The 14,989-nt window shown below is 54.0% G+C and carries 14 protein-coding genes and 2 pseudogenes; 12 read left to right on the top strand and 4 right to left on the bottom strand.

From position 1 onward, the window contains the following. Nucleotides 1-245: 245 nt before the first annotated feature. Nucleotides 246-1,342: pseudogene (locus AC2TDA_RS03865) on the top strand (IS3 family transposase); the annotation flags it as partial. Nucleotides 1,343-1,466: 124 nt separating this feature from the next. Here AC2TDA_RS03865 and AC2TDA_RS03860 read toward each other — a convergent pair. After that, the gene (locus AC2TDA_RS03860; RefSeq protein WP_480593641.1) at nt 1,467-2,423 is read right to left on the bottom strand and encodes a helix-turn-helix domain-containing protein; all 957 of its coding nucleotides are present in this window, start codon (nt 2,421-2,423) and stop codon (nt 1,467-1,469) included. A 277-nt stretch (nt 2,424-2,700) separates the two neighbouring features. Between AC2TDA_RS03860 and AC2TDA_RS03855 the strand changes: the two genes are divergently transcribed. The 4 genes from AC2TDA_RS03855 (at nt 2,701) to AC2TDA_RS03840 (ending at nt 6,729) form a co-directional block, all read left to right on the top strand. Continuing rightward, the gene (locus tag AC2TDA_RS03855; protein WP_480593643.1) at nt 2,701-4,374 is read left to right on the top strand and encodes a sulfatase-like hydrolase/transferase; all 1,674 of its coding nucleotides are present in this window, start codon (nt 2,701-2,703) and stop codon (nt 4,372-4,374) included. A 95-nt stretch (nt 4,375-4,469) separates the two neighbouring features. Beyond that, the gene (locus tag AC2TDA_RS03850; protein ID WP_480593645.1) at nt 4,470-5,207 is read left to right on the top strand and encodes a hypothetical protein; all 738 of its coding nucleotides are present in this window, start codon (nt 4,470-4,472) and stop codon (nt 5,205-5,207) included. Nucleotides 5,208-5,240: 33 nt separating this feature from the next. Further along, nucleotides 5,241-6,056, top strand: a complete 816-nt coding sequence (locus AC2TDA_RS03845) for a hypothetical protein (RefSeq protein ID WP_480585028.1) — start codon at nt 5,241-5,243, stop codon at nt 6,054-6,056. A gap of 469 nt (nt 6,057-6,525) precedes the next feature. Further along, nucleotides 6,526-6,729, top strand: a complete 204-nt coding sequence (locus AC2TDA_RS03840; RefSeq protein ID WP_480846803.1) for a hypothetical protein — start codon at nt 6,526-6,528, stop codon at nt 6,727-6,729. A 192-nt stretch (nt 6,730-6,921) separates the two neighbouring features. On the opposite strand, the gene AC2TDA_RS03835 is transcribed toward AC2TDA_RS03840, so the two are convergent. Next, on the bottom strand, nt 6,922-7,260 hold the full coding sequence (locus tag AC2TDA_RS03835) for a hypothetical protein (RefSeq protein WP_480878873.1): 339 nt from the start codon (nt 7,258-7,260) through the stop codon (nt 6,922-6,924). Nucleotides 7,261-7,397: 137 nt separating this feature from the next. Between AC2TDA_RS03835 and AC2TDA_RS03830 the strand changes: the two genes are divergently transcribed. The 7 genes and pseudogenes from AC2TDA_RS03830 (at nt 7,398) to aqpZ (ending at nt 13,835) form a co-directional block, all read left to right on the top strand. Further along, nucleotides 7,398-7,655: a helix-turn-helix domain-containing protein gene (locus AC2TDA_RS03830; protein ID WP_480846800.1), complete on the top strand. Its 258-nt coding sequence runs from the start codon at nt 7,398-7,400 to the stop codon at nt 7,653-7,655. 592 nt (nt 7,656-8,247) lie between these two features. Then, a complete protein-coding gene (locus tag AC2TDA_RS03825) occupies nt 8,248-9,054 on the top strand; it encodes a ferritin-like domain-containing protein (RefSeq protein ID WP_480846972.1) in 807 nt (268 codons plus the stop codon). 374 nt (nt 9,055-9,428) lie between these two features. Continuing rightward, a pseudogene (locus tag AC2TDA_RS03820) lies at nt 9,429-9,623 on the top strand (DUF455 family protein); the annotation flags it as partial. 178 nt (nt 9,624-9,801) lie between these two features. After that, entirely contained in the window at nt 9,802-11,127 is a 1,326-nt protein-coding gene (locus AC2TDA_RS03815) for a DUF5930 domain-containing protein (RefSeq protein WP_480846970.1), read from the top strand. Further along, nucleotides 11,117-11,617 carry a bactofilin family protein gene (locus AC2TDA_RS03810; protein WP_480878872.1) on the top strand — a complete coding sequence of 167 codons (501 nt, stop codon included), beginning with the start codon at nt 11,117-11,119 and terminating at the stop codon, nt 11,615-11,617. Before AC2TDA_RS03815 ends, AC2TDA_RS03810 begins: the two co-directional genes overlap by 11 nt. A 241-nt stretch (nt 11,618-11,858) precedes the next feature. Beyond that, a complete protein-coding gene (locus AC2TDA_RS03805; protein WP_480878871.1) occupies nt 11,859-12,677 on the top strand; it encodes a DUF2189 domain-containing protein in 819 nt (272 codons plus the stop codon). A 468-nt stretch (nt 12,678-13,145) separates the two neighbouring features. Beyond that, nucleotides 13,146-13,835, top strand: coding sequence for an aquaporin Z (gene aqpZ / locus AC2TDA_RS03800; protein WP_480846795.1), 690 nt, complete (start codon nt 13,146-13,148; stop codon nt 13,833-13,835). 46 nt (nt 13,836-13,881) lie between these two features. On the opposite strand, the gene AC2TDA_RS03795 is transcribed toward aqpZ, so the two are convergent. Both AC2TDA_RS03795 and AC2TDA_RS03790 read right to left on the bottom strand, forming a co-directional pair. Beyond that, entirely contained in the window at nt 13,882-14,430 is a 549-nt protein-coding gene (locus AC2TDA_RS03795; RefSeq protein WP_480846794.1) for a peptidylprolyl isomerase, read from the bottom strand. Beyond that, entirely contained in the window at nt 14,423-14,929 is a 507-nt protein-coding gene (locus tag AC2TDA_RS03790; protein WP_480878870.1) for a peptidylprolyl isomerase, read from the bottom strand. The genes AC2TDA_RS03795 and AC2TDA_RS03790 overlap by 8 nt, the downstream gene beginning before the upstream one ends. Nucleotides 14,930-14,989 lie beyond the last annotated feature (60 nt).

The raw sequence follows: 14,989 nt of genomic DNA, 5'->3' as shown, positions 1-14,989 counted from the left end.
ATTCGGAATAGAGAGTTTGCCGCTCCAGCGAATTAGCGGCGTTAGGCTCGAAGTAGCGTTCGCCACCGTTCGCAACAGTGACTGGAGGCAGCCCGAAGCGGACCTTCAAATTCCAACTTTGCAGTTCTCGTGTTGCGGATAAGTTAGGCCTCGTTCTGCCAATATCTCAGCGTCGCTAACTGACCTGCTCCCCTAAAAAGTCCTCAGTTTGAGGTTAGCCTGTTCTCCAACGAAGGAGACAGACGATGAAGAGAAGCCGTTTCAGCGAAGAGCAAATCATTGGCATTCTGAAGGAGCATCAAGCTGGACTTGGTGCGAAGGAACTGTGCCGTAAGCACGGTATCAGCGATGCGACGTTCTACAAATGGCGATCCAAGTATGGCGGCATGGAAGTATCGGATGCCCGCCGGTTGAAGACGCTGGAATCCGAGAATGCCAAGCTGAAGAAGATGCTGGCTGAGCAGATGATGGATGTGGCGACGCTGAAAGAGATGCTCGGAAAAAACTTCTGAGGCCTGGTTCAAGGAGGAATGCCGTGGACTGGGCAATGAAGACCAAGGGTTACAATCAACGACGCGCTTGTGCGCTGGCCGGGGTCGATCCGCGTGTGTATCGGCGAACGTCGAAGCGTCCTGCCGACACCGCGTTGCGCGCCAGGATGAAGGAGTTGGCGTCCGAGCGGCGTCGGTTCGGATATCGCCGCCTGCACATCCTGCTGAAGCGTGAAGGCTGGGAGGTGAACTGGAAGAAGCTGTACCGCCTCTACCGCGAAGAAGGGTTAACAGTCCGTAAACGCGGCGGTCGCAAGCGCGCAGTGGGGACCAGGACACCCATGGCGATCCCGCAGGGGCCTAATCAGAGATGGTCGCTCGACTTCATGTCGGATGCGCTGGAGGATGGCCGCCGGTTCCGTGTGTTGAACGTCATTGATGACTTCAGCCGAGAATGTCTGGCCGCCGTGGTAGATACCTCCATCGGCGGTGCGCGTGTCGCCCGTGAGTTGGATCGGATCGCCGAGTTGCGTGGCTATCCTTGCCTGGTGGTCTCAGACAACGGAACTGAGCTGACCAGCAACGCGATGCTGAAATGGCAGGAATACCGCAAGGTCGACTGGCACTACATCGCACCGGGAAAGCCAATGCAGAACGGTTTGGTGGAAAGCTTCAACGGAAGAATGCGCGAGGAATGCCTGAACGAACACCTGTTCCCGTCTTTGCACCATGCCCGCCGCACGATTGCGGCATGGCGCGCCGACTATAATTACAACCGGCCTCACTCCAGCCTCGCTGGTCTGACGCCACAAGAATATGCTAACCGGTCAAAGGAAGACCAAAACCTGAACAGAGCTAACCTATTAACGCGGACTCTATGGGGAGCAGGTCATAACCACGGAAATCTGACATTGGCTCCGCAACAAGAATGGCTTAACATAAACTTTGCGCCTAAGACTGCTACCAAGCTCTGTTTCAGTTCATTCTGCCGGATAACGTTTGAGTCGGTAGTTCCCCAAAGAATGCCTTGTAGTCTCGTGCAAACTGCCCCATGTGCCAAAACCCAAAGGAATTTGCGACGTCCGATATACTCTGATCTGGCGAGCAGGATACCAATTCATGGCGTACTGCACCGAGACGGGCTCTTAGATAAAACTGTTTGGGGCTTACACCGAAAGTTTCCTGAAATGCGCGACGAAGAGTACATGCGGATACTTGGGTGTCTGCACATACTTCTCCAATTGAAACGTTGTCCATCAAATGGGCACGCATGAATTCAACTGCCTTTTGCGCCAAGCGGGTTCTGTTCTTGCTGTTGCCTCTATCACTCCATTTCTCATCGTTCACTAGCATTTCCAGAAGCTCTAGGATCAGATCGCTCTCTTCACCTTCAGTGCTGGGGCCTGTCTCGGAACCTATGAGAAAACGTGCTTTGTTTTTGATCTGAGAATGAAATCTGCCAGCATCACCCACGAACGAACGCGAAGCATTTTTTCGCACAGTGCTGATATCAAGGCCGCAATCGTCGGCGACCCGTTCCGCCCTTCGGATGTCGATGCCAAAGGTCAGGCCTGTGAGCGTTGAATTGCTCACGCCTTCAAAAGGGTCCCCGCTACCAAAATTCATCAGAGCGGTGTCTGAGGGGTAGCCGTTAAGCCAAGTCCGTACACTCCCTTTGTCTGGTAGTCCAAACGCCAGAATGTCGGGGCGAGATACACCGGTTTGGTACACGGCTTTGTCAAACGACAAATCTATCATTTGGAGACCAGTCCCCGCCCAAACAGATACCGCCGAATTCATGTTTCCTTTTTCGAGTTGGCGTAATTCGACATCCCATTGGGAAAGCTCGCGGAACTGCGAAGGATCCTGCAATAAAAGAGTATTTGGGTTGCAGGTTTTTTCTTCCACTGATCGTTTTTTGATGTGGTCCATTCAGCAGCTCGCGTAATTGTCATGCAATGTTATCTCGCAAACGTAGGCTTAGGCAATTGCAAGACAAGGCAGACAAATCGGGGGAAAAAAGGTTTGGACGCCCATCCTTGCCTGATGACATAGCGCGCACTGAACGTGTCGTAACACTGCTTACCAAGAGCGAAAAAGAGATGTTGCGCTCTCAGGCTGAGGACAGCGAACTCTCGCTTTCGACCTACTGCCATCACCTGATCCTTGAAGGTCTGAAAACACAAAAATCATGAAATAGGGGTATCTCATGAAATCAAAACTGTTCCTTTCCACACTGGCCTTTGCTGGCTCTGCTTTCACGGCGACAGCTCAGGACAGCAACATCGTGCATGATGCGGAGTACTATGTACTTAAGCAGCAAAACGAGGCCGTTTGGGTCGAGAACGACGCGCAGGTTGATCAACTGTTGGCCGATTTTCGTGAGAAGAACGGAGGGAACCCTCCAAACATCTTCTACATCCTGATTGACGATATGGGCTTTGGCGACATGGGTATGCCCGAGATGAACGCCATCCGCGGGTATTCGACGCCCAATATCAACGCGCTGGCAGAGGAAAGCATGCGGTTCGCGCGCATGTACACTGAGCCGTCCTGCACACCGTCGCGCGTGGCCTTCATGACGGGTCGCCAGCCGTATCGCAATGGGATGGGTGATACTGCCGTCGATATTTCAGGTTTTGGCCTTGCCGACGAAGAGGTCACCCTCGCCGAAGTTTTGAAATCCGTAGGCTACAATACCTCGCATGTTGGCAAATGGCACATGGGCGACATTCAGGAATCCTGGCCGACTTATCAGGGTTTCGACTACGCCGCGTTTCCGATCCATCAGCAGGGCCAGTTGGCCATCTTCAACGAAGACGCGGCTAAAGAAGAAATCACCATGGCCATCGGTGAAGACAACTACAATTCCAAGTACACGCTGGATGATTGGTTTCGACCTGATCCGGGACACATGATTACAGGGCTTGAAGCTGTCATTGGTGGAGAGGTCCGCGAAGTCCATATGGAACCGGGTGAGAAATGGACCCAGGACAAATACAATGAAATGAACATCCGCTATCAGGCACAAGCGATGGAACAGTTGCGCCTGCTAGCAGAGCGGGATGAACCGTTCTTCCTGCAATACTGGCCTCTTGTCCCTCTGTCGACAACGCGCACGACGAAAGAGGCGTTCACGACACCCAACGGCGGTACATTCGTTGAAAGCATGGAAGAGCTGGATGAATGGATCGGCGTCATTCTTGAGGAAGTCGATACGCTGGGGCTCAGAGACAATACCCTGATCGTTTTGATGGGCGATAACGGTCACTTCACCAAATATGCTCCCGGCAGTGGGTTTTCACCTTTGGTCTTCCGCGGCGGCAAGGCCGATACCTCTGAGGGAGGGGTTCGGGTGGACGCGTTTGCCCGCCTGCCCGGCCTGATCGAGGGAGACTCGATAGTATCGGACATCATTCACATCTCTGACTTGTTCACGTCGATAGCACGTATTGGCGGAGCGATGGATGCCATCCCCCGCGACCGGATCATTGACGGTGTCGATCAGACGTCCCTGATGTTCATTGGCGATACGCATGGGCGCCGAGATCATGTTCTGATCTACTCGATCAACTCGCTGAAAGAGGTGGTGAAGGAACACATCAAGCTCAAGGTTCCGGCCAAAGGTGAAAACGCCATCGTGGCCAAGTTCTACAACCTGTTCCGAGATCCTCGCGAAGAACAGAGCGTATCGACAGAGATCGGCGCGTGGGCAGGTCATGAGTTCAACCGGATCATTGCCCGCCACCTGAAATTCAAGGAAATGTACCCCGATCAACCTGCCGCGACGGGACGCCCCTATGAAGGTATCGCGAACCTTCGTCCCGAAACTGTCGCAGCGGTGGATGCCTTTGTCGCCAAGCGGGACATTCAGCCTGAGTAATAGGTGACTCTGATACGAGTAACGCAAACCCCGCGCCGCAAAACGAAGCGCTCAACGCGGGGTTTGACATCTACTTCAAAGATCATGGGAACAGTATGAAACTCCAAGCGCTTGCCCTAGCATTGGCAACTGGCATCGTCGCGACCCCTTCAATGGCAGACGAGAACGCCTCGAACCCGTTGGCCGCAGTCAACAACACGGACATCCGGTATCAGTATTTTGATCTGGGCAATGGCGCTGATCGGCAGGACGCCTTTATCGATGGTGCCTATATGCTGCGGCCCGATCTGAAACTGAAATATGAGTTGCACTACAACTCAACAGATGTGACCGGAACGCGGTTCACTAATTTCGAGAAAGCGAGCCTCAAAGCGATCTACTTTCCTTCTCAGAGGCCGCTCAACGACACATGGGCCATCAAGTCGGCCATTGGTCTGGAGTGGATACTGGACCTTGGCGATCCGGAAAAAGGAATCGGCACCGGGTCCGATCAAATTGCGCCTTTTGGCGGGTTCGCCTTTGCAAACACAAAATCAGGGCTGACGCTGATCCCCTTGCTCCAGCATTTTGCTTCGTACAATGGCCCGACCGACATCAGCCAGACCGCAATGCGGTTGATTGCGCTGCAACCGTTTGGCGATGGGTATTGGGCCAAAGCCGATATCAAAGCGCCATATGACTGGGAAAACGATGCTTGGCCAGCGACCGCAGAGTTGCAGATCGGCAAGAACCTCAGCTCCGGAATAGCGATTTATGCCGACTTTCTCATCGGTATAGGTTCCGACCGCCCTTACGACAAAGGTGCGGGCCTGGGCCTGCGGTTCAACTACTAATATATCCTCAATCAACTTCGGTGGAGATCATCTATGCCAAAGTCCGGAACCCTGTTCAGCCTTTTGTTTTCTGCGTCCATCCTGGCCTGCCCAGAGACCGTCGTCGCGCAATCCCTGCCTGCCGCGGGACAGGATGAAGCAAATTGGCGTCACGCCGCATCATTCTATCTGTTCACTCCGCTCCGCACTCGGGGAACCTCAACGGTCGCTGGGCAATCCGCTGAGTTGGATTTGAGCCTGGGAGATGTTCTCGACGTCTTGGATTTTGCAGCAGCAGGCCGATACGAGGCGTGGAAAGGTGATTTCGGTATCATCGTTGATGCGAATTATGTCGGCATCGAACAAGATGCCAGCCTACCGGGACCACTGAACGCAGATGTAAATGTTGACGTCCGACAAAAATGGTTTGGTATCCTCGCTGCGTATCGCGTTGCGGACGGGACTTACGGGGGAAAAAATCAAAGATACGCAGTCGATATCCAAGGCGGTGCGCGCTTGAATTCGATCCGACAGGAAATTTCAGTTTCAACCCCTGGTCCCATGACGCTTCCGGTTCTGGGGGGCGATGAAGGCTGGATAGAACCTGTCGTGGGCGCAAGGGGTATGTGGCGCTTGAATGAAAAATGGACCTCTATCGCATCTCTGGAATTGGGTGGCTTCGGCGCCGGAGGAAACGATTTGCAAATTGGGGCCAACGCGGGATTCGACTACCAACCCTGGGAAAAGGTCGCGCTGACGTTCGGCTATCGGTATTTCAGTATTGATTATAGCGACACACTCAGCTCAGGCGAGTTCGCATATGACGTCACGCAGCAGGGGCCGTATTTTGGGCTGAAATATTTCTTTTAGATTGTATGCCCGATTGTAGATCGGCGAGATTCAATGTCTCTTTCTGAAACCCTTGCCGCGTTGCACGCTACTTGCCACATCGGCAACTCTGGGCTCAATGTTGCTGTCCTGTGCAGTTTAAATGATTTGCGGAACGCAGCTCAAAGCCGCATACGCTGCTATTGGAAGGAATACCCGCTTTGAGCAGTCTGCTACACTTTGCAAAGTCCGCTTTCTGCGCATTGCTGACCTTATAGCGTGGGGAAGCATTCTGAACTTTGGGTCTAAGGCTGGCACTGACAGAATATTCACGATTGGCCGATGTGCAGATGCAGCGGGTGGCTGGCTGCCGACAGCGCAAACGCTGCATAATCGCGAGTTTTGTTATATTTTTTTCAGTCTCTGGATCGTGGGCAAAGTACCCAATTCTTATACCTGAGATTAATTTCGACCTGCAATGGTTGCCCGGCATTCTACAAGAGGATTGGACATGAAAAAACTTGCGACCATCGACCTGCCCGGAACAAACGCCAACGCTTTTATAGTGCTGGCACGTTGTCAGATAGCAGCCGAAAAAGCCGGAGTAGGGCAAGCACGAATTCAGGCCTTTCTTGAGGACGCCGTCCAGGGTGACTTTGAGCATTTGTTGCGTGTGGTGAATACCCACTTCGAGGTCTCTAGCTCCGGGCCTTGATTAGAGAGGGTCCGGTATGCCGCCACGAGACCACTAACCCGCAATTGAACAGCGCAATTAGTGGTCTTCTTTCGACTTCAGCAACCAACTCGGCAATCGTCAGGTGTGTTGGTCACTTCAAACAGTTTTATTGGAGTTCGCACACGACAGGTTGTGAGTGAATTTCATCATTTTCCAGATTCGTTGGCGCTTTCAAGGCACGCGATCAGTCAATTGAAACTCAGCGGCACAGATAGACGCGTTGTCGTCAATGAACTTACGGAAAAGATGAAAGAGCTTTCCATTCTGAACTTTGTTTTGCCTTCTTAGCTCTTTAAACCACTCCTCATCTTCCGGCAAAACCTTCAAGTGAAGCTGGCCTGTGTAGGGCGATACTGGGCGCCAGCGGTTACGCTTGCGCACTACGGTCGGAGATTCTGCTTCTACGCTTTTAGTAGATTGCTCATCGTGACTCGAAACTGCATCCAAAACTTTTTCAGTAACAACTTGGACTAACACAGCGAACTGATCGTCAGACAACTTTTTTGACATGTTCCGTCTTTCCTTGCACGAGCCAGATCAAGCAGATTTTTTGGAATCTGCATTCCCAAAGAGTTTCTTTCCGTTCCACTCAGTATTCACAGTACACTTCATAGCCGCAAGCCGCTCTTTGGCCCCTTTGTCCTTTTATGGACCGTGAACGAATCGATGACCCAATGATAGCCGCGCTCGCAATCGTGTTGAGACGTCACAGGCAGGCCCAAAAACTCTCGCAAGAAGAACTTGCACACATGGCGGGTAGAAGCATGCGTTACATCTCCCTGCTGGAAAGCTGTCGACATCAACCAACTCTTGCTACCCTACAACGGCTTAGTGATGCGTTGGGTCTTTCCTTGAGCCAATTGGTGTTGGAAATGGAGGCCGAGATTTCCAACTCCAAAGGGTAATAAACCTAAATGCCCCGTTTCGGTGTCCGACAGAGGACAATTTGTCGAGTTCGTCGCACGGGGAAATGTCGATGTCAGGTTGCCCATAATCGGGTAGTGGAGATTGGCGTGGCAAAAGTTTGTTGGGGACAATATCCGACTAAGTGCCTACATAAGTAATCTACCCTAGCAGCTTTTGCTCGTGACGATTTCTAGCGAAGGTCAAAAATTGAAAACAAATCTGAGTAAACGATTTCGAAAGCGTTTAGACGAGCAAGAACCTTCTGGACAATTGTGTAAACGACCGTTTTGTAAATATAATCGAGGCTCATCGACCGTCCGATCTTCCAATGAACCGGTCACTCAATATGCGTTCTCGCGGACACACAGCCTTGGTATCGGGAGCGCATGATGGTTCACACCACGCAGCAACATGAAATCTGGACGTAGGCTACGCCCCATAGTAGGCATAGCGGGCAACCTGAGAAAGTTTGTTGCGCCATTTGGTTAAAAGCCAAGCTCTGCTAATTCCACCGACCTTGGAGCAATTTACACTTTGTCTAGCCGTACTGACAAAGACGCTGAAACACAGCGTCCGACTACGCTGACTGCAATGGCGGTCGATGTGCTCTCCACGAAGGATGGTCACGCAAAAACAGCAAAATCAAGAGCCTACGCTTCGGTTTGGAAAACTGCGCGGACTACGGGTGAAGTTCTTGAACTCGGGTGTTCTATTCCACCAGATCATCCAGCTCGCCCGCAGCACCCAGAGTTGCTCAGTCCCCGCGACGTACCAAAGCGCAAGCCGGGATCTCCAGCAGGAAGAATAGCGCTACTTCATGCCGTCGCTCATATCGAACTCAATGCCGTCGATCTGCACTGGGATATTATCTCACGCTTCGCCCACGTGCCGATGCCGATGGGATTTTATGACGATTGGGTGAAAGCCGCAGACGACGAAGCAAAACACTTCAATCTGATCTGTGATTGCCTGGAAACGATGGGAAGCTACTACGGAGCCCTGCCCGCTCATGATGGAATGTGGCGCGCGGCATCAGATACTGCAAACGACCTACAAGGACGGTTAGCCATCGTTCCAATGGTATTGGAGGCACGAGGGCTAGATGTAACACCGGGAATGATAGACGTTTTCGAGAAAGCTGGTGAGACCGCGGCTGTTGAAAGCCTCAAAATCATCTACAGTGAGGAAGTCAGCCACGTGGCGTATGGGGCGAAATGGTTTAACTTCGTCTGTGGCAGGGACAACAGTGATCCAAAAGAAGTATTCCATGCGCTAGTAAAGCGCTATTTCAAAGGAGGTTTGAAGCCTCCGTTTAACGAAGAAAAACGCGCAGATGCCGGATTGCCACCTGACTTTTATTGGCCGCTCGCTGAGGAACTTCCTCCTTATGTTCGCTGAGAAAGTTGGCAGTTGCCTGCGCCACTGAAGCATTTTGCTTGAGGACCTCGTACTTCAAGTAATCACCCTTCGCGCCAATTCATCAGGCAACAGCTCCGACTCACCGAGGGCGAGACCGTTTCGGCTTGCGGGATCCCGTCCAAGCGACGCAGAAGAATTGCCCAAGTCAAAACCAATGCTCTTCCTGTTTGCCGCTTCTCTCCTCGTTTCGATCAAGACTGGAACTCAAGTACATGGAACTTTTGATCGGGTTTTGGGGCGAAAAAGTTCCATAATGCACGTGGAACTTTTTGAAGTGGAAGTATTTCGGTTCGATGCATTGATTGTTTTCAAGGGGGTCGCGCTGACTAAAACAATGAAAAATCGATTTTGGTTGGTATAACGAGTCCCTATGCGGGCGAGAGAATGTAGATCCCAAGGATGTATTCCATACCCTTGTTCGGCGTTATTTCCACGGCACCCTGAAACCGCCTTTCAACGAGGAAAAACGGGCCGAGGCCGGATTACCGCCTGATTTCTACTGGCCTCTGACCGAAGACATGCCCGCCCCCGGCACCGGACTGGACTGACCCGCACACGGCGCCTTCGGCAAGTTCCCGCCGATTTCACGCGGGAAAACTGTGGTTCCGAGGTATCACTGGTCAACAAACTTGCCCCATCGCCCTCGTCCCTTTATGCAATCGCGTCAAGGAGCGGCCACTCACTCACGACCGGCTCCGGACAATGGGGATTATCGAGGTACGGCGCGTGCGAACACGTCTGGCAATCAAACTACACTCACTGCTCGAGCGGCACTTTCCAGAACGCCGCGTTTTCCTGAAATCCGACAACGATACGCGGTTCATCCGGCTGAGCTCGGAAACCCAAGTGGCAGCCGTCGCGGGTGTTGCGGTCATGGTCGGTTGGACGGCCGTTGCAACCGCGATCCTGCTGATGGACAGCATCGGATCAGGGAACTTTCGAGAACAGGCCAAGCGCGATCAGGCCACATATCAGGAACGTCTGAACACCCTGTCCGGCGAACGCGACGCCCGCGCGGCCGAAGCTCTGGCTGCCCATGATCGGTTCAACGCAGCGCTTGAACAAATCTCGGTCATGCAATCCGAGCTGCTGGAATCCGAAAACCGCCGCCGTGAGCTGGAAACCGGAATCGAGGTCATCCAGACCACTCTGCGCGCAACGATGAAACAGCGCGAAGAGGCCCGTGGCAAACTGGCGGTGCTGCAACAGGTAACGAACGGGGATGCCTCTTATATGGCAGCCTCGGTCAATCCCGAGCAGATGACGTTCATGACCGACGCCTTAGCTCGGACCGCTCTGGAACGCGATCAGATCGCCGCCAACGCACAAGGCGCCCTGGATCAACGCGACGAGCTGGAACTGGAAATCCGGCTGATGCAGGAGCGAAACGAGGAAATCTTCCGCCAGATCGAAGAGGCCATGGTAATCTCGGTCGAGCCGCTGGACAAAATGTTCCGCAGTGCAGGCATGCCCACAGATCGCATCATCGAAGAAGTCCGGCGTGGATATAGCGGTATGGGCGGTCCGCTGACCCCTTTATCCTTCAGCACGCGCGGTGAGGAACTGACCCCCGACGAGATCCGCGCGAACACCTTGCTGCAACAAATGGATCAGCTGAACCTCTATCGCATCGCTGCGGAAAAGGCCCCCTTCGCCAGCCCGGTGCGAGCAGCGGTTCGTTACACCAGCGGTTACGGCACCCGGCGCGACCCCAAAACCGGCGGAAGGCGCATGCACAACGGCGCTGATTTCGCTGGCGCGTCGGGCACCGATATCTTTGCAACCGCCGATGGTGTCGTCTCTCATGCAGGCTGGCAATCCGGATTTGGTCGGCTGGTGAAAATCAAACACGCCTTCGGAATTGAGACACTTTACGCTCATAACACCAAGATCCGCGTCAAGGTCGGCCAAAGGGTCTCGCGCGGGGATCATATTGCTGATATGGGTAGCACCGGACGGTCGACCGGCACCCATTTGCACTACGAAGTGCGCGTGGACGGAAAACCTGTTAACCCAATGACTTACATCAAGGCTGCGAGAAATGTTTTCTAAGAGCAAAATCAACGAACCCGGCCCCAAAGAGACTGAGGCAGCAAAACCCGCCGCTCCGGCGACTCCGGCGGCACCCGCGGCAGCAGAGCCCAAGGCCAGCACCGCCCCGAAGCCCAAACCGCCCGCGTCGGTTCTGTCCTCAGACCTGCACATCACCGGCAATCTCAAGACGTCAGGTGACATTCAGGTCGAAGGTACCGTCGAAGGCGACATCCGTGCCCATCTTCTGACCATTGGCGAGACCGCGACTATCAAGGGCGAAGTCACCGCCGATGACGTAGTCATCAACGGCCGCATCGTTGGCCGAGTGCGCGGCCTGAAGGTTCGCCTGACGTCAACCGCGCGGGTCGAGGGTGACATCATCCACAAGACCATCGCAATCGAAAGCGGAGCGCATTTCGAAGGTTCTGTACAGCGTCAGGATGACCCTCTGAACCCAGGCCGCAGTGGCAAGGCAGGCGCCAACCCGGCAGCCGAAGTCAAGCAATAAGCCCTACTAAAAAAGTAATAAAGTTAAGCAGCGCCGCAGGATCTTCTGCGGCGTTGTTTTTTTCTGGGTCCGTTCATCTAAATGCGGGAATGCCTTCTCTGCGGACTTAGCTGCCATCCTCCCCCCTTGCCCTTATACCCCACCTGATGCAAACTTTTATGCGAAGGAGGAGTGTCTGTTTCACCGCTAGGTTTGTTGGCGAACGGACCAGTGCGGTTCCATGTTTTGGGAGGAATGTGTCATGACGTCCAAGACCGCGGGTTCCACACCACCGGACAATCAGACGCCGCAGCAGCGGGCCATGCCCGAGGTCAATAGGTTGACCGCCGGTGATATCACTGCGTCGCTGAAAGCCGGGTTTTCAGACTTTCTCGCTCGTCCCTTCATGAGCGGCTTCTTCGGCCTGTTCTATGCAGTTTTCGGAATCCTGTTTGTTTGGAGCTTGGTCTGGCTCGGCAAGATCTGGATGATCATTCCCGCCATAGTGGGCTTTCCGCTGGTCGCACCCTTCGCCGCCGCCGGGCTATATGAGATGTCCCGTCGACTGCAGAAAGGAGAGGATTTCGGCTGGTCTGAAATCCTCACCGTCATGGCCAATCAACGCAAGCGCGAAATGGGCTGGATGGCCTTTGTCACCCTGTTCATTTTCTGGGTGTGGATTTATCAGGTTCGGCTTTGGCTGGCGATCACCCTGCAGAATGCATCCTTCTCGGATTTTGACGGGTTTTTGAACACCGTACTCTTCACGCCGCAGGGCTGGACTTTCCTCGCCATCGGCACCTGCGTCGGCGCATTTCTGTCGGCTGTTCTGTTCACGGTGACCGTCGTCGCCATGCCCATGCTGCTCGACCGGGAAACCAATTTCGTTTCCGCCATGCTCACGTCCATTCGCGTCGTTTCGGAAAACCCTGTGGTCATGCTCACCTGGGCGGCGATCATCTCGGTCACCATGCTGCTGTCGCTGGTCCCGGCGTTTCTGGGCCTGATCTTTACCTTGCCGATCCTTGGTCACACCACATGGCATCTCTATCAGCGGGCTGTGTCACCAGCGGAAGGGTGATTTACCAAACCATAAACTTGAGCAGCTGCGTGCGTTTTCGCCCTCAGGTCCGTAACACTCAATTTTCGGATCGTCGATGAAAAAGCCTCGGGTGTACCAAATTAGGCAATGGTAGCAATCAGAGACAACAGTATATCGGCGTTTCTGAAGGTGGCGGGAATAACCCGGACAAACGTTTCAGAGGATTCCATCCTCCTTTCCGGACGGAGCAGGGTTGATCCTCTATTCGATTGTAACGAAAAGCCTACCCGCCGCCGAGCTCACTTTGCTCTCGTTAACCGCAGACTTGTTAGGCCCGAATTGAGCTCAATGCCGACATCACGAAGTTTTAGGTGCTTGGCTTACGCTTGCTGTGCGCCGATGGATCTTATTTGACGCATCAAGATGAGAATTCCCCCATATTAGACGATTTCACAAAAATCGCTTTTTGAATTAACCTAAAAGCCATTGTTTTCTGGAGGACTTTTCATGGCATCAAAACTCATGGCTGAATTCTTTGGCACTTTTTGGCTGGTTCTGGGTGGCTGCGGTAGCGCAGTACTGGCGGCGGGTGTTGCCGATGTGGGGATCGGTTGGCTGGGCGTATCCTTCGCCTTTGGCCTGACGGTACTGACTATGGCCTTCGCGGTCGGTCATATCTCAGGCGGGCATTTCAACCCAGCAGTCAGTTTGGGATTGATGATCGGCGGGCGCTTTCCAGCAAAGGACCTGCTGCCCTATTGGGTTGCTCAGGTGATTGGCGCGATTGCAGCGGCATTGGTGCTTTATGTCATCGTCAGCGGCGCGCCAGGATTTGAAGGCGTCGGTAGTTTCGCCTCAAACGGGTATGGTGATGCCTCGCCCGAAGGTTATTCCCTGACGTCGGCACTGGTGATCGAAATTGCCCTGACGGCGTTCTTCATTCTGATCATTCTGGGCGCGACTTCCGATTGGGCACCTGCTGGATTTGCCCCAATTGCCATCGGTCTGGCGCTGACACTGATCCACTTGATCTCGATCCCGGTGACGAACACGTCCGTCAATCCCGCACGCTCGACCGGTGTGGCCCTGTTCGCCGATGGTCCGGCGCTGGCGCAGCTCTGGCTGTTTTGGATTGCACCGCTGATCGGTGGCGCGGTTGGCGCGATCATCTGGAAGGTGATGTCCCCGGACGACTGACGCTCATCGAAAAAGCCCGGCGCTGATCCGTGCGCCGGGCCTTTGTTCATTCGGTCACAGTGACCTTCTTCATAGCATCCGGCTGACCGATGACCGCGCCGTTGGGGCCATCGCCCCGTTTAATCGCGTCCACAACGTCCATACCGTCGGTTACCTGACCGACAACCGTGTACTGGCCATTCAGGAATGGACCCGGTTCGAACATAATGAAGAACTGCGAGTTAGCGCTGTCGGGATCCTGCGCGCGCGCCATACCGACGACACCACGGTCATAATTGTAATCCGAGAACTCGGCAGGCAGGTTCGGACGATCCGACCCCCCGGTCCCGGCACGACGCATGTCACCGCCCAGGCGGCCAAACTCAACGTCACCGGTCTGAGCCATGAAGCCTTCGATTACACGGTGGAAGACAACCCCGTCATACTGACCCGCCGCAGCAATTGCGGTGATCTGTTCGACATGTTTGGGCGCAAGTTCTTCGAACAGGTCGACGGTGACGGTGCCGTTGGCACCCTCGCCTTCGATCTCGATCTCAAGACCCGTGGCCAGTGCCGGACCGGTCAGCAGGGCAAACGCGGCGGCCAGCTTATACATCAGCTGCTACCTTGACGCTGACCATGCGGTCAGGGCTCGCAGGCGGCTCGCCACGGGTAATTGTGTCCACGTGCTCCATCCCTTCAACGACGCGCCCGTAAACGGTGTATTGGCCATTCAGGAAATGGTTGTCTTTAAAGTTGATGAAGAATTGCGAGTTGGCCGAATCCGGGTTTTGCGAGCGCGCAGCACCCAAGGTGCCGCGATCATGCGGCAGCTTAGAGAATTCGGCAGGAACGTTCGGCAACGACGAGCCACCTGTGCCTGCCATTCGCAAGTTGAATCCGTCTTCCATGTCGCCGTGCTGCACATCGCCGGTCTGCGCCATGAAACCGTCGATTACACGGTGAAACGCAACGTTGTCGTACTCTCCGTTACGCGCCAGCTCTTTCATTCGCGCGCTGTGCTGAGGAGCCACATCCGGAAGCAGCTCGACGATGACATTGCCGTCTTTCAGCTCGATGATGATTGTGTTTTCGGGATCTTTGATCTCGGCCATGAGGCCCTCCTGTCGTTTGTCTTGCGCAATTAACTATGCGCCGGGCGCGCGAATGCCAAG

The sequence above is a fragment of the Ruegeria sp. HKCCD6426 genome (assembly GCF_057221115.1).
The sequence above is the reverse complement of the archived record's forward strand: the minus strand, read 5'-3'. Positions and strand labels throughout refer to the sequence as shown.

Bases quoted from the DNA above. Each gene is read 5' to 3' on its own strand.
- AC2TDA_RS03860 (WP_480593641.1), bottom strand. From the start codon at position 2,423: ATGGACCACATCAAAAAACGATCAGTGGAAGAAAAAACCTGCAACCCA.
- AC2TDA_RS03855 (WP_480593643.1), top strand. From the start codon at position 2,701: ATGAAATCAAAACTGTTCCTTTCCACACTGGCCTTTGCTGGCTCTGCT.
- AC2TDA_RS03850 (WP_480593645.1), top strand. From the start codon at position 4,470: ATGAAACTCCAAGCGCTTGCCCTAGCATTGGCAACTGGCATCGTCGCG.
- AC2TDA_RS03845 (WP_480585028.1), top strand. From the start codon at position 5,241: ATGCCAAAGTCCGGAACCCTGTTCAGCCTTTTGTTTTCTGCGTCCATC.
- AC2TDA_RS03840 (WP_480846803.1), top strand. From the start codon at position 6,526: ATGAAAAAACTTGCGACCATCGACCTGCCCGGAACAAACGCCAACGCT.
- AC2TDA_RS03835 (WP_480878873.1), bottom strand. From the start codon at position 7,260: ATGTCAAAAAAGTTGTCTGACGATCAGTTCGCTGTGTTAGTCCAAGTT.
- AC2TDA_RS03830 (WP_480846800.1), top strand. From the start codon at position 7,398: ATGGACCGTGAACGAATCGATGACCCAATGATAGCCGCGCTCGCAATC.
- AC2TDA_RS03825 (WP_480846972.1), top strand. From the start codon at position 8,248: ATGGCGGTCGATGTGCTCTCCACGAAGGATGGTCACGCAAAAACAGCA.
- AC2TDA_RS03810 (WP_480878872.1), top strand. From the start codon at position 11,117: ATGTTTTCTAAGAGCAAAATCAACGAACCCGGCCCCAAAGAGACTGAG.
- AC2TDA_RS03805 (WP_480878871.1), top strand. From the start codon at position 11,859: ATGACGTCCAAGACCGCGGGTTCCACACCACCGGACAATCAGACGCCG.
- aqpZ (WP_480846795.1), top strand. From the start codon at position 13,146: ATGGCATCAAAACTCATGGCTGAATTCTTTGGCACTTTTTGGCTGGTT.
- AC2TDA_RS03795 (WP_480846794.1), bottom strand. From the start codon at position 14,430: ATGTATAAGCTGGCCGCCGCGTTTGCCCTGCTGACCGGTCCGGCACTG.
- AC2TDA_RS03790 (WP_480878870.1), bottom strand. From the start codon at position 14,929: ATGGCCGAGATCAAAGATCCCGAAAACACAATCATCATCGAGCTGAAA.